This is a genomic window from Deinococcus misasensis DSM 22328 (assembly GCF_000745915.1).
GTDB lineage: Bacteria > Deinococcota > Deinococci > Deinococcales > Deinococcaceae > Deinococcus_C > Deinococcus_C misasensis.
Map to the genome: position 1 here is coordinate 25498 of NZ_JQKG01000036.1, position 13628 is coordinate 39125.

General features: G+C 55.2%; 9 protein-coding genes, 2 tRNA genes and 1 pseudogene. 4 read left to right on the forward strand and 8 right to left on the reverse strand.

Going from position 1 to position 13628, the window contains the following annotated elements:
* Nucleotides 1-36: 36 nt before the first annotated feature.
* On the reverse strand, nucleotides 37-1425 hold the full coding sequence (locus Q371_RS17930; protein WP_245618369.1) for a glycogen synthase: 1389 nt from the start codon (nucleotides 1423-1425) through the stop codon (nucleotides 37-39).
* A 192-nt stretch (nucleotides 1426-1617) separates the two neighbouring features.
* On the opposite strand from Q371_RS17930, the gene Q371_RS17935 reads away from it, so the two are divergent.
* The 3 genes from Q371_RS17935 to Q371_RS17945 all read left to right on the forward strand — a co-directional run bounded on the left by Q371_RS17935 (nucleotide 1618) and on the right by Q371_RS17945 (nucleotide 2722).
* Nucleotides 1618-1690: transfer RNA gene (locus Q371_RS17935), tRNA-Ile, on the forward strand.
* Between the two features lie 5 nt (nucleotides 1691-1695).
* Nucleotides 1696-1770, forward strand: a tRNA-Val gene (locus Q371_RS17940).
* A gap of 130 nt (nucleotides 1771-1900) precedes the next feature.
* Nucleotides 1901-2722 (forward strand): hypothetical protein, encoded by an 822-nt coding sequence (locus tag Q371_RS17945; RefSeq protein ID WP_034342896.1) that lies wholly within the window; start codon nucleotides 1901-1903, stop codon nucleotides 2720-2722.
* Between the two features lie 19 nt (nucleotides 2723-2741).
* Here the strand turns inward: Q371_RS17945 and Q371_RS17950 are convergent, their stop codons facing one another.
* The 5 genes from Q371_RS17950 to pulA form a co-directional block, all read right to left on the reverse strand.
* Nucleotides 2742-3734 (reverse strand): vWA domain-containing protein, encoded by a 993-nt coding sequence (locus tag Q371_RS17950; protein ID WP_034342898.1) that lies wholly within the window; start codon nucleotides 3732-3734, stop codon nucleotides 2742-2744.
* 331 nt (nucleotides 3735-4065) lie between these two features.
* A complete protein-coding gene (locus Q371_RS17955) occupies nucleotides 4066-4377 on the reverse strand; it encodes a hypothetical protein (RefSeq protein ID WP_034342900.1) in 312 nt (103 codons plus the stop codon).
* Nucleotides 4378-4505: 128 nt separating this feature from the next.
* A complete protein-coding gene (locus Q371_RS17960) occupies nucleotides 4506-4925 on the reverse strand; it encodes a hypothetical protein (RefSeq protein WP_034342902.1) in 420 nt (139 codons plus the stop codon).
* A gap of 168 nt (nucleotides 4926-5093) precedes the next feature.
* Nucleotides 5094-8192: a bifunctional diguanylate cyclase/phosphodiesterase gene (locus Q371_RS25975; protein ID WP_157442793.1), complete on the reverse strand. Its 3099-nt coding sequence runs from the start codon at nucleotides 8190-8192 to the stop codon at nucleotides 5094-5096.
* Nucleotides 8193-8450: 258 nt separating this feature from the next.
* On the reverse strand, nucleotides 8451-11762 hold the full coding sequence (pulA, locus tag Q371_RS17970; protein WP_084571515.1) for a pullulanase-type alpha-1,6-glucosidase: 3312 nt from the start codon (nucleotides 11760-11762) through the stop codon (nucleotides 8451-8453).
* Between the two features lie 307 nt (nucleotides 11763-12069).
* Between pulA and Q371_RS17980 the strand changes: the two genes are divergently transcribed.
* The gene (locus Q371_RS17980; RefSeq protein WP_034342905.1) at nucleotides 12070-13059 is read left to right on the forward strand and encodes a GGDEF domain-containing protein; all 990 of its coding nucleotides are present in this window, start codon (nucleotides 12070-12072) and stop codon (nucleotides 13057-13059) included.
* On the opposite strand, the gene Q371_RS17985 is transcribed toward Q371_RS17980, so the two are convergent.
* Both Q371_RS17985 and Q371_RS17990 read right to left on the reverse strand, forming a co-directional pair.
* Nucleotides 13043-13375 carry a hypothetical protein gene (locus Q371_RS17985; protein ID WP_034342909.1) on the reverse strand — a complete coding sequence of 111 codons (333 nt, stop codon included), beginning with the start codon at nucleotides 13373-13375 and terminating at the stop codon, nucleotides 13043-13045. The two genes, Q371_RS17980 and Q371_RS17985, sit on opposite strands and share 17 nt — an antisense overlap.
* A gap of 33 nt (nucleotides 13376-13408) precedes the next feature.
* A pseudogene (locus Q371_RS17990) lies at nucleotides 13409-13628 on the reverse strand (ISAs1 family transposase); the annotation flags it as partial.

A 13628-nucleotide genomic window follows, 5' to 3' on the forward strand; every position in this document is an offset into this window, starting at 1 on the left:
CGCAACTGCGCCCTTTTTGTTGGTTTGATCTTGATTTCAATCTTCCAGCAAGGTCCGATACAAAGCGATGTATTCTGCAGCGGCTTTCTCCCAGGAGAAGTCCTGTTTCATGCCTTCGCGCACCCGGGCTTCCCATGCGGCTTTGTCTTCATAGACCCCTCTGGCTTCACGCAGGACGTTTCTGAGGGCCTGAGGGGTGGCCTCGCGGAACCGGAAGCCGATGTGGGGGGGCACGGTGTCATGCAGTCCGCCTGTGTCACGCACGATGGGCAGGGTGCCGTAACGCATGCTGATCATCTGGCTCAGGCCGCAAGGCTCAAAACGGCTGGGCATTAAAAAGGCATCTGCACCTGCATAAATCCGGTGGGACAGGGCTTCTTGCATGCCAGAGCGGAACTTGAAAGAAGGCACATGCTCATCCAGAACAGCAAAAATGCCTTCAAGGTTGGCATCTCCACCCCCGAGGATCAGGATGTTCCAGTCTTCCAGCAGTTCTTTCAAGAAGGGCAGCATCAAATCGAGGCCTTTCTGGGTGGCCAGACGGGTGACGGCAGCCAGAATGGGTTTCTCGTCGAAGTTGAATTCCTGACGGAGGGCTTCTGTGGCGGCTTTTTTGCCTGTGTAATCGCTGAATTGCACGATGTCGGGGTCCACACGTGGGTCCCAGCGTTCGGTGTCCAGACCGTTCAGGATGCCCCGCAATTTGCCCTGATACTGGGTCTGGCGCAAAATGCCATCCAGATTTTCGCCGTACAGGGGGGTGGTGATTTCCTGAGCATAGGTCGGTGAAACGGTGGTGACCACATCGGCATACCGGATGCCAGATTTGATGTAGTTGACATCTCCAAAGAACTCCACCCCATCTGGATGCACCAGATAAGAAGGAAGGTGGGTCCAACCCAGCACATCCTGAGGGTTCCAACGGCCCTGGTGCTGGAGGTTGTGGATGGTGAAGGCCGTGCTGATGCCGTGCAACCTCGGGTGCGGGGCAGCATACTGGATCATGGCAGGCAAGAGGCCCACCCCCCAATCGTGGGCATGCAGCACATCCACATGGGGCAGGTGAAGCAAGGCGTGCATGGCTGCAAGGCAGAACCGTGCGAAGCGCTCAGGGTCGTTCTCATAGCCGTACAGTTTGGGGGTGTGCACCAGAGGGAAGTTCAGAAAGTAGTGGTTGACCCCATCGATGGTCACCTGTCCCAGTTCGATGTTGCCAATTCCGGGCACCTGAAAGCTTTTGATCACCTCGGGAGGTTGTGGGGTGTTGAGGGTCTCATACCATGGGCTCAGGGTGCTGGAGACATGTCCATGCTTCTGGATGGCGTAGGGGAGGGCTCCGGCCACATCTGCCAGACCGCCTGTTCTGGAGAAGGGGAACACCTCTGTGGATACGTGCAGGACGTGCAATTTAGAATGCGGCATCATTCATCCTCGCTTGCTGGATCACCCTTTTGTGCTGGGTTTCACTCCCTGTCAGGGTACGTCAAATGGGGGCAAAAACCAAGTTTGAACAAAGTGCCCCTATAGACCTGTGCTGGCTTTTGAATCCGAAAAGTTGACTTTTGGTGTTTTTAGTGCTACCTTTATTTTCGCCTGAGAGCAGTGACGGATGAACGGGGGCTCTTAGCTCAACGGTCAGAGCAGTCGGCTCATAACCGATTGGTTACAGGTTCAAATCCTGTAGGGCCCATTTGGGGGCGGTTAGCTCAGCGGTAGAGCACTCGCTTCACACGCGAGGGGTCACGTGTTCAAATCACGTATCGCCCACCACAAAAGACTGTGCAAGAGATTCCGGAGCAATCCGGAATTTTCTTTTTTCCCATGGGTCTGCAGACCACCGGTCTTTCAGGTTTTTTAAAGGTTCACCTTCCATGATGCCTTTCAAAGGAAGAGGTGGACCATGAACCAGACCCATCCGCAAAAGACCCGTGCTGTGCAAGCTGACCCCATCGCCCTGATGGCCCTGTCCTGTGTGGCCTACATTCTGGCCATTTTCATGCATGAAGCCGGAGGTCACGCCCTGAGCTGTGTGTTGCTGGGGGCACACCTGAAAAGCATCGGGGCCTTTTATGTGGATTGCGATGCCACACAGGTTTCTGTGGCCGCCCAGAGAACCATTGCTGCTTCAGGGGTGCTGGTGAATGTGCTGGTGGGCTGGATCTTTCATATGATGCTGAAAAAAGCCCGTGGTCCACAGGGTCGGTTCTTTTTCTGGTTGGTGATGGCGGTCAGCCTTCTGGATGCTGCAGGGTACCTGATGTTCTCTGGGGTCAGTGGCCTCGGGGATTTTGGAGATGGGCCATCGGGTTTTTTTGCAGGTGAAAGCCACTTCTTGCTGCATCAGGTTGTGCTGACCGTTGCAGGTGTGGGGCTGTATTTTGTGGTGGTCCTGCTGCTGGTGCGTGCATTGCAGCATGTGGTTTCACCAGAAGCAACCCCCGGCCAAGTGGGACGTTTGCTGTCTCTGTCATACCTCTCTGGCGGGTTGCTGGCTTTGCTGATTGGCTTGATGAATCCTTACGGATGGGTGCTGGTGCTCACCTCGGCGGCAGCAAGCACCCTTGGAGGAACCTCAGGTTTGTTGTGGCTCGGGTATTTGCATTCGTCTGGAACGGGCATTGCGCCGAATCTCAACGTTCGGCGCAATGGGTTGATGCTGGCAAGTTGTGTGCTTCTGGTGGGGTTTTATGCTGTGCTGTTTGGGACAGGAATGCCATTCTGAAGCAGCTGGAACTTGAGGTTTACAGGAAGGTCACGGCAAAAGGAGCCACAAACTGTCCACCGTTCATGTTGATGGTCAGCGTTCCTTTGATTTCGGTGCCTGCTGCAGGCACCGCCCCTTTGAGTTTGAACACCACCTGCAGGCATCCGAAGGCCTGACTCTGGTTAAAGGCTTTGTTGAACAGGTCATTCAGGCTGGCGGCATCTGAAACCTTGGAATACAGACCAGAGGTCATCTGTGCAGCTTTTTGCATGTCTGCTTCATCAATGCTGTTGGCGGCCAGTCCCACCATGAACAGTTTCACGTTGGCTTTTTGTGCAGCTGCAATGGCACCATCCAGAGCGGTGGCGCTGTTGGCATTGCCGTCGGTCAGCACCAGTGCAATTTTGTTGTTGCCGCTGGCTTTGGACAGCAGATCCACGGATTCTGTGGTGGCTTCCCAGAGTGGGGTTCCTCCATCTGCAAGGGTGGCATCATCAATGGCCTTGTCGAGCAGGGTTTTGTCTGAGGTGAATTCCTGGTAGACATTCAGGTCGTCATAAGGTGGTTTGCTGTCTGAGCCAAAGTTGGCCACAGCCACCTGATCCTTGCTGGAAATCCGGCTCACAAAGAGTTTGGCGGCTTCGTTGCGTTTCTTGTCCGGGTCGGTGCTGTCCATGGATCCGCTTGCATCCAGCACCAGAGCGCAGGTGATGGGACCACCCGCAGAGGTGTACTGACCACAGATGTTGGTGGTGACGGTGACATCATTGAGGGTGGTGTCTGCAGGGTTGTTTTTGATTTCCTGAACCTGCACGGAAAAACTGTCGATTTTGCCATCCAAGATGACTTTTCCGGTTCCGTCCAGAGCGCTGACATTGAACTTGACGGTGTCTTTCTTGCTGACATCAATGGTGTATCCGTTGACAGTTCCTGCGCTGGGTTTGATCACAGCAGGGGTGTTGCTTCCGCAAGCAGCAAGGGACAGACTGAGCACGAGGGCCATGGGAAGAACATGCTTTTTGAACATCATTGTTGACCTCCAGAACAAGGCAAAATCCATTCCACCTTCTGCCATTCCGGCACAAGGAGAAAAGGCGGGTCTTGAATCTCAGGTCGATTGTAGGAGGACTTGCAGAAAAGCCCGTGCTTGAGATCACAAAAAAATTACATTTTGCAAGACAAAATTCCAAGGTGGTCCTGACTTCATGAAGGTTCTGCAATTGTTGGGAAATTCAAAAATCCTGTAAGCGTTGGAAGATTTCCACCAGAAGATTTGCTGTGGATGTTTTGAAACAACAAAGAATGAGAAGGACATGGCATCCTTCTCAAGATTCCATCAAGGTTTGCTGAAGCGTGTTGAATCAGTGGATGATGCGGTTCAGGTGCAGAACCACAGGGTATTTGCCATTGGGGTTTGGCCCCTCAGGCAGAACCAAAGGGGTCTGGTAAGTCAGGCGGTCTCCGGCCTGCCATGCTCCATCTTCCCACCTCTGGTGCACCAATCCAGCTTGCATGTCTCGCACCCGCTTGAGGGCTTCGTATTGCTGCTGGGTCACTTCGGTGGTGATGGTGCCCCCCAGATCACGGGTGATCACCATCATGGGGGCCTCCAGTTCAAGTTCAAATCCCTGCTCGGCCAGATCAATGATGCGTTCACGGGTTTGCATGTCCATGCTTTCATGATGGACGGGGGAAGTGAGAGGTGATGTCCAAAAAGTTAAGGGGAATTCCATTTTGTGTTTTTCAACCCAAAAAAATCCCGACCAGAGGCCGGGACAGGAGAGCAGGTTTCAAAGGGGTTTCACTTGCAGAGCGCAAGCATGGTGGTACTCTTGGTGTAATTCCACAGGCCGTGCAGTTCTTGCTGTCCAGCTTTGATTTTGATGATGGATCCGGTTTTGATTTTCTTCACCGCATCAAAGGAATACTTGAGGTCGTTCATTTTGAGGGCAAAGCCCGTCAGGATTTTGTCTTTGGGAACTTTGCTGCTCCAGAACACCTCTTCAATGCTGGTGCATTTGATGTTGACGGCTGTGAAAAGCTTGCCAATGGAAGCATCCAGAGCGGCCTGATCTTTGGCATCGGTCAGGCGGTACGCGCCGGGATAAAGGGTCAGGTTGCGCAGTGTTTCAGGGGCGGTGACCGGGGCAAAGCTCTGGGTTTGAGCCTGGGCCACCAGACCGCCAAATGCAACAAAGAGCACCAAAATTGCTTTCTTCATGGGTACCAGTGTAAAGGGGCCTCATGATAGCTGTTTAAAATTTTCACCTTTCTGCACACATGAATTGCAAATGAGGAGAGGCTCTGGGCCTTTTGAGAAAGGCTCAAGATCCTCCCAACGGGTTTGCCTTTGAGAACATGTTGTGAACCGAAGGGATTGTGGTGAAGGTCAGTGCATGTCCGGGTCCAGGGGGGCCATGAACTCCAGCACAAACTTCACAAAATCTGCAGCAGGCATGGGTTTGGCGTAGTAATACCCTTGCACATAGTCGCATGATCGGGCTTTGAGCCATTCGACCTGCTGTCGGGTTTCCACCCCTTCTGCAATCACGGTTTTGCCAAGCTGGTGGCTCATGGCAATGATGGCATCAATGATCGGACTGGAACTGTCTTCGGTCAGGTTCTTGACGAACGACCGGTCGATTTTGATGAAGCGGGTGTCAAAGCGGGTCAGGTAATTCAGGCTGGAATAGCCGGTCCCGAAGTCATCAAGGGCCAGACGGATTCCAGCTTCTTGCAGCAAACGGAACTGTTCGGCGATTTCAAAGGCATCCTGCAAAAACACGCTTTCGGTGATTTCAATGATCAGGCGATCCGGGTGGATGCCTGCCTCACGGGTGTACCCCATGAAGCGCTCCATGGTGCCTTTTTGCAGAAACTGCTTCGCTGAGACGTTCACGGAGACATCGATCTCTGGAAGCCCCTGCTGGTTCCAACTGCGGATTTGTTGCACCACCGTTTTGAACACCCAATCGCCCAGAGCATGAATCAGGTCGCTTTCTTCGGCAATGGGAATGAACACGGCCGGACTGATGAACCCTTTCTCGGGGTGTTTCCAGCGCAGCAAGGCTTCGGCTTTGAGGATGCTGTGGGTGTTCAGGTCCAGAATGGGCTGGTAGTACATCTCCAGTTCGTTGCGCCGGATGGCCTGTGAAAGCTCCAGTGTGAGGGTGCGTTTCTGAAGGGCCTGGTCCTGCATGGCTTTCTGGAAGAAGGCATAGCGGTTTTTGCCTTCGTTTTTGGCGTTGTACATCGCCTGATCGGCATACACCAGCAGTTTGTTGGCATCTTCTGCATCCTCTGGATAAACCGCAATCCCGATGCTGGCCGTGATGGTGATGTTTTCCCGGCCCAGTTTGATCGGATGGGACAGGATCGCCAGAATCCGCTCGGCAATCATGGCAGCAGGGCTGATTTCAGAGAGGTGGGTGAGCATGATCACGAATTCATCGCCAGAGAGTCGGGCCAGCACATCGCTGGCTCGGGTGCACATCTTCAGGCGGTTGGACACCTCTTTCAGGAGTTCGTCTCCGGCCTGGTGCCCGAAAGTGTCGTTGACTTCCTTGAAGCGGTCCAGATCGATGAACAGGACCGCACAGAAGTGGTCGGTGCGGTGGGTATTTTTGATTTCCTGAGACAGCAATTCGAAGAACAGCCGCCGGTTGGGGAGGTCGGTCAGGGCGTCATGGTTGGCCTGATGGCGGATCAGGTGCTCGGTGGTTTTCTGGTCGGTGATGTCCCACGCCGTCCCGAGCATGCGGAAGGTCCCCAGGCTTGTGCCGGGCAGCACCCGTGCATGTGAACGGATCACCCGGAATTTGCCCCGTTTCAGGGAAACCCGGAAGTCAGCATGCAGGATGTGCTGCCACTGCTGCCTTCCTTCTGCCACAGCACGAAAAAATTCTTCCAGCATGGGCTGGTCATCGTTCAGGATCTGGGCACGGATCAACTGGTAGATGTCCTGCCTGTGGCTGCCCTGCTCGGGAATGTTGAGCAGTTCCAGCATTTTGCGGTCCATCTCGATGCACATGGTGTCGCTGTCCCATTCCCAGATGCCAATGCCTCCAGCCTCGGTGGCCAGCAACAGACGGTTGGACAGGGCCTGCAGGGCTTCACGGGCTTTGCGGCTTTCGGTGATGTCCTGTGCGGTGCCGTACAGCAGCACCACCTGTCTTTCGCGGTTTTGGGCGGTGCGGCCTTTCAGGTGAATCCAGCGGGTCTGGCCTTTGACCTTCAGTTCCACATCCAGAGCAAAATCATCCTGCTGCACAATGGCTTCGTCCATGGCCGCTTGCAGGTTCTGCAAACTCTGGGGCACGAACATGGCCCTCAAGTCGTCCAGGGTGGGCAGAGGCGCATCCAGAGGATACCCGAGCATCCGCCGGAAGTCTTCTGAGCATTCGAGGGTGCGGTGCACGAGGTCCCATTTCCAGCTGCCAATCTGGGCAATGCGGTGGGCCTCACGGAGTTCCAGTTCGATGCGTTTCTCGGGGGTGATGTCCCAACTGGTGCCCATGATTTTCTGGGGTCTGCCGTGTTCATCGCAGATCGGGTGCCCCACCACCCGCGTGTGCCGGATCAACCCATCTGGAAGCAGAATGCGAAACTCTGCGGTGCTGTTGATGCCGTTCAGGGTCTGGTAAGTGAACCCCACCACTTTGCCGCTGTCCTCGGGGTGAACCAGTTTGGGCCATTCCTCAAAAGGACCTTCAAAACGTTGGGCTTCCAGACCATACATCTCACACATCCGGGCATCCCAGAGCAGGGTGTTGTGCTGCACATCCCACTCCCAGCTTCCCACCCCACTGCTCTGCAGGGCAAATTCCAGTTGCCTGTGCAAAACATCCATGTCCTGTCGGGCTTTCAATTCGGGGGTGGCATCTGCAAACTCCAACAGGGTGTACGTGGCATCTGTCCCTTCCAGCGTGTGGTGTTGCAGGGTGGCATGCAACCAGAGCGTTTCCCCATCCGGACGGGTCCAACGGATGTGCTCTGGTGGGTTTTGCTCTTGCAGGTCCAGCAAACGCAGCAAACCTGTCCCTGAAATCTCCTGACAGGGCAGGCCCAGCAGGCGCCCAAGGGCCATGTTGCTCCAGACCAGTTGATCCTCATGCAGCAAGGCCAATGCATTCTGGCTGTGTTGAAGCACTTCCAGCACCTGGTGCTCCGCCTGAGCATGGGGCTGCAATTCCATCAGCACATGGGTGATTTTGCCGGTGGTGTTGTGCAAGGGGGTCAAGAAAGCCAGCAGGCGTCCTGTGGGCTGGTCCAGGGTCCACTGGAGGGGCACGTTTGGAGGAGGGTTCAGCAACAAAGCCAGTTGTTGTTGGTTCTCAGCCGACCAGCAGGGCAACTCAGACACCAGAGCACCTTGAGGAGGCTGAACCTTGAGGAAGCTCTGGACTCTGGGGCTGGTCTGCAGGATGCGGCCTTCAGGGGTCAGCAGGATCAACAGATCTTGCACCCCATCCAGCACCTGTCTCAGCATGGAGGAAACCCGCGGAAATCCAAAGGGGTTTTTGTGAAAGGGGATCAAAAGAAGCCTCCTCAGCTGATGTGGCGATCAGGGCACAGTTGGGATTGTTGGGAAAATTTTACACTTCAGAATCCAACAGAATTGTCAAATCGAACCTGTGTTGCAGAACACAGATGTGGCGGGATCCAACAAAAACAGCTTCCCCTCAGTGTAACTGGAGGAAGCTGGGCGTTCAGTAAGGGTTTTGACGGGTTGGATGGGTTTGTGGGATCAGCGAACCAGCACTGCGGTGGTGAAGGCTGGCACATTCACCTGACTGCCACTCACGCTGACCAGCTTCAGGGCAGCATCGGTGCTTTTTTGCAGCACAGGGTGCATGCTCAGACCAGAGATGCCCGTCTGGACGGTTTGCATTTCAGGGCTGGCGTTGAACACCACCACAATCTTGCTGAAAGGATTGGTTTTGCTGACCGCACCAGAAAGGGTGTAGGCCAGCACGCTGTTGGGGGTGTCCAGGAAAGCCAGGCTGTTTTGCACGTCTCGGGCAGAGGAGAGCCTGAACAGGTCAGAGCTGTAACGCACTTTCAGCAGGTCCTGGAAGTGGTCGCGGGCACGCACGATCTGGGCATTCCCGGCTTTCAGGGCGGGGTTTTCCAGCAGAGGACGCATCAGGTCCCACTTGTCGAGGTTCTTCTCGGCAGGGGGAAGGCCCACACCCCAGTTGTTGTTCTGGTAGGTGAAGTCCAGATGGTTGAACCAGTCTCCAGAGTTGTAGCTGTCCCGGTCCAGCGATTTGCTGCGCAGCAGGTCATCGCCGGCATGGAAGAAGGGGATGCCCTGAGACAGCATGATCACGCTGAGGGACAGGTTGTTCATGCGGACCCGGGTGTTGATGTCTGCGCTGGCAGGGGCTTTCCACTGGATGGCATCGAACAGGGTTTCGTTGTCGTGGGCACTGACGTAATTGATGGTTTCCTGAGGGTTGGCAGAGTACCCAGCAGGACTGTTGCCGTTGTACATCACCTGACTGCCTTTGACCGTCTCGCCCGCAGCATTTTTGAAGGTGAAGTCACGCAGGTTCCCTGCGATGCCCACTTTCAGCAGGTCTTGCAGGTTCTGCAGGCGGCTTTCCTGACCCGCAGTCACACCAAAACCATTGGGGGAGGTCAGCAAACCGGTGGCAAAGCCCTGTTCTCTGGGGTCGGTGAAGGGGCTTCCGCCACGCAGGGCATCACGGATGCGGTCATTGAAGGTGCCAATGCCGTTTCCGTACAGGTTGAGCTGGGTGGCGTTCAGGCCGCGCTTGCCGCCTTGCACCTCTCCGAAGTCCCAACCTTCACCGTAAACGTAGATCTTCTTGCCATCCACGCCGTCTTTGGCAAGGGTCAGGGCGTCCAGAGCCTTGCGAACATTTTTCATGTTCTGCACCATGTGGTGGCCCATCAGGTCAAAACGGAAACCGTCAATCTTGTACTGTTTGGCCCACAGCACCAGACTGTCGATCATCAGTTTTTCCATCATCTTGTTCTCGGTGGCGGTGTTGGCACAGCAGGTGGAGGTTTCCACCAGACCGTCCAGATTCAAACGCTGGTAGTAGCCGGGAACAATTTTGTCCAGCACGGATTTTTCAGCAATGCCAGAAGCGTTGGTGTGGTTGAACACCACATCCTGAATGACCCGCAAACCGGACTGGTTCAGGGCCATCACCATCTGGCGGTACTCTTTGGTGCGGTTGGAAGCACTGACCGCATAAGAGCCCTCTGGCACCATGAAGTGGTAAGGATCATAGCCCCAGTTGAAAGCGTCCTGATCCTTGATTTTGGTGACTTCTTCCTGCTGGCGGGTGTCGGCAGGACCAAAAGCTTTCAGGTCAGGGGTGGTTTTCTGGTCGGGTTTGTACTCGTTGATGGTGGCGATGTCAAAGCTGGGCAGCAAATGGATGGCCTTCAGACCTGCGCCCGCCAGAGATTTCAGGTGCTTCATGCCGTCTGCATTGCCCTGGGTGAAGGCCAGATAGGTGCCCCTCTGGTTGGCAGGCACAGTGTTGTCCATGGCACTGAAATCGCGGATGTGCAGCTCGTACAGGCTCAGGTCGGTGAACTTGTCCAGAGCGGGTTTTTTCAGACCGGCCCAGCCAGCAGGTTGGGTGGAGGGGTCGTTCAGGTCGATCAGCCAGCTCATTTTGCTGTTCAGGGACAGACCCACCGAGTAAGGATCGGTCACCACACTGGTTTCGATCTTGCCGGTCAGGGGGTGGTACACGCTGATGCGGTACTGGTAGAACTTGTTTTTCCACTTGCTGGGAATGGTGGCGGTCCACACCCCGTTGTTGAAGGTGGGTTCCAACTGATCGGCGGGTTGCTTGTCGGTGGCGTTGTTGTACAGGAACAGTTTGATTTCCTGCGCGGTGGGAGCCCAGAGCTTCAGGGTGATGTTGGTCTTGCCAAAGGTGGCCCCGAGGTTGCCAAAGTATGCATACATGCTGTCCAGCACGCCAGCAGTCTGGACGCCAGTGGCATCGATGGGTTTCTTGTCGCTGCCCAGAGCAGACACCGCAATCTGGCTGGCCAGAATGTTGGGGATTTTGCTGAGGTCGCGCTCGCGGATTTTCAGCACCGCGTAACCTTTCAGGTGGGGGTATTTCTGGGCCAGCACTTCGCTGAGGCCCGTTCCCACGTAATCCACTTCAATGGCACGGCCACCTTCAACCCCGTCTGCAGACAGTTTCAGTCCGGCAGAGATGTCGAAGTGAAGCTGGTATTTGGCCCCTTCTTTGACCATGCCGGGCTTGACGGCCAGCAGGTCTTGCGTGAGCCAGTGGGCCTGTGACTTGGAGAGGTCTCCCACCGGTTGGCGGCTCAGGTCGGGTTTTTCGGTGAAAATCTTGCTGCTGCCAGAGGCCAGCCAGATTTCTCTGGGCAAGCTGGAGGTCCAGAGCATGTCCGGTCCGGGATCTTTGTCGTCGCCCTTGTGGACAATGAAACCGACTTTGGCAGCATCGTTCTTGAGGGGGACATCCCAGAATGCACCGTAATCGGTGATGCCGGTCTGTGCGAAGGGTTTGGTCCACTCGACAGAAACCGCGGCATCTTCCCAGAGGTGCAGTCCCCAGCCTTCGTACACCGCGTCAGGACGGTTGTAATTGATGCGCAGGGTGTTGGCAGGTTGGGCTGGAGCAGGTTTGGCGTTGGGATTGACCTTGGGTGCACCCGTTTCAGGGAGACTCACATTGACTTTGCTGCTGCCCGAGATGATCCATGCCTCTTTGCTCTGGGTCAGGTCCAGAAACTGGTCTGGACCGGGGTCTTTGTCATCGCCCTTGTGGATGATGAAACCCAGTTTCTTGGCATCGTTTTTGAGTTTGACATCGAAGAAGGCCCCAAATTCGTCTTTGCCACTCTGTTGCAGGGGTTTGTCCCAGCTCACATTGACATCGGCGTCTTCCCAGACGTGCAGTCCCCAGTTTTCATAATTTCCATCTGGACGGAAATAATGGATCCGAGCGGTGTTCTCTGGGAGGGATTGCGCCAGAGCACAGGTCAGACTGGCGAGCGCGCTGAACGCGAACAGCAGTTTTCTCATGGTTGTCTCCTTACAGTGGTATTGTAAGAGGAAGCGGTTCCAAAATTCAAACGGTGTAAAGGCCGAGGGCAACAAAAAGGCGTTGGCTCAACCGTTCAGAAGGACAAAGCCCCTTGATCTGTGCTGACAGGCAGGGCATCATGCTCTCGGCTCTCGGCTCTCGGCTCTCGGCTCTCGGCTCTCGGCTCTCGGCTCTCGGCTCTCGGCTCTCGGCCTTCTGCCCCTTCTCATTTTTCTGTTCCAGAAGCCAATTCAAAACATGCTAAGCTGAATTACTTATTTTATCGCGCTCCAGAGGTCCCCACCCATGACCGAGCAACGCATTGCCCGCTACCAGGCCATCTTCGAAATCCTTGAACTGATTTCTGAACAGAAAACCACCTCAGAGATCATCAAGAGCACCTACCAGCTGGCCCACCGGGTGGCGCAGGTGCCGATTATGCTGATTGCCATGGTCAACCCCAAAAACCCGGACATGATGACCATCGAAACCCTTGAAGATGGCATCCACTCTCGCATGACCACCCCCAGAAGACCCGAGGGCCTCGTGGAATGTGTGCTGGCTGGAGAAACCATCTTGACCGGAGATTTTCAGGTTTTTTTGCGTGCCCGCAATTTTGTGGTGCGTTCCACCTTCAATGAAACCGCCACGCTGACCACCCGTTCCTGGTTGGGCGTGCCATTCAAAACCCAGAAAGGCACCCGCGGAGCCCTGTCATGGCAATCCTACGAAAGCCATTTCTTCGATGCCGAAGACCTGCATTTTGCTTCACTGCTGGCCAAACACCTCGGGTTTGCGATTTCCAATGCCGAACTCTGGCACGACCTGAGCGAACTGGCCAACACCGATGCCCTCACTTCGCTGGGGAACCGCCGGGCCTTCATGCACGACATCGACGAGCGCATTCAGGCCGGGATTCCGTTTTCTCTGGTGATTGTGGACATCCAGAAATTCAAACTCATCAACGACACCCACGGACACCAGACCGGTGACGAAGTGCTCTCAGCGGTGGGGGCAAGCCTCAAACAACACTCCAGAGGCATGGGTCGGGCCTACCGTCTGGGCGGAGATGAATTTGCTTTGCTGTCTCTGGCAGACAGCACTGTGGCTTCACGCATTGTGGGCAAGGTGCAAGAAACCTTGCAGCAGCAGTTCACCAGCTTTCCGGTGCAGGTCAACTGTGGTCTGGCCCTGTTCCCAGACGATGCCCGCACCGAAGACGCCCTGTACCATGTGGCAGATCAGGCCATGTACGTGGCCAAACGCCAGAGTGCTGCCCTCAGTGAGGGGTTTTGAGGCTCTGGTCTTTCAGGACCATCAAATCGCGAATCACCAGATAAGGCAACAACGCAAAAGCCCCAAAAAACACCGTCAGAACGGCAAAAGGAAAACGCAGCCATCCGGTGTGCCTGAGCACCATGTAACCGGCCACCACCAGAGAAAGCACCACGGTGTTGGCAAAAGACATGCGGGCAAAATGGCTGGCCAGCAAGATGTCTCCGGTGCCCATCCCGGCAGGCAAAGCACTGAAAATGAACACCACCACCATCACGATCCACAATCCGCCCAGAAGCTGTACCCTGAGCAGGCTTGGTTTTTGCAGTTTGTCCATGTTGATCCCCTTTGTGGACAGGGGTGACGCACGTTAAGGCTGAAGGAGAAGCATCAGGAGGGTGGAGCGAAACTCATCACTCAACGCAGCTCGTTTCCTCTTGCGCTTCATTCCCCCTTTGGACGGTTCGCGATTCAGCAGATTCAACGCCATGTGCCGCAACACCGCTAGATTTTCTGGCCCATGATCCTTCGCATAACGGTGATCATCTTCCCCAAACACCACATCCAACATCCAGTGCAGCTTGTTTTCC

Coding starts and splice junctions, on each gene's coding strand:
- Q371_RS17930 (WP_245618369.1), bottom strand. CDS start 1,425: ATGATGCCGCATTCTAAATTGCACGTCCTGCACGTATCCACAGAGGTG.
- Q371_RS17945 (WP_034342896.1), top strand. CDS start 1,901: ATGAACCAGACCCATCCGCAAAAGACCCGTGCTGTGCAAGCTGACCCC.
- Q371_RS17950 (WP_034342898.1), bottom strand. CDS start 3,734: ATGATGTTCAAAAAGCATGTTCTTCCCATGGCCCTCGTGCTCAGTCTG.
- Q371_RS17955 (WP_034342900.1), bottom strand. CDS start 4,377: ATGGACATGCAAACCCGTGAACGCATCATTGATCTGGCCGAGCAGGGA.
- Q371_RS17960 (WP_034342902.1), bottom strand. CDS start 4,925: ATGAAGAAAGCAATTTTGGTGCTCTTTGTTGCATTTGGCGGTCTGGTG.
- Q371_RS25975 (WP_157442793.1), bottom strand. CDS start 8,192: ATGCTGAGACAGGTGCTGGATGGGGTGCAAGATCTGTTGATCCTGCTG.
- pulA (WP_084571515.1), bottom strand. CDS start 11,762: ATGAGAAAACTGCTGTTCGCGTTCAGCGCGCTCGCCAGTCTGACCTGT.
- Q371_RS17980 (WP_034342905.1), top strand. CDS start 12,070: ATGACCGAGCAACGCATTGCCCGCTACCAGGCCATCTTCGAAATCCTT.
- Q371_RS17985 (WP_034342909.1), bottom strand. CDS start 13,375: ATGGACAAACTGCAAAAACCAAGCCTGCTCAGGGTACAGCTTCTGGGC.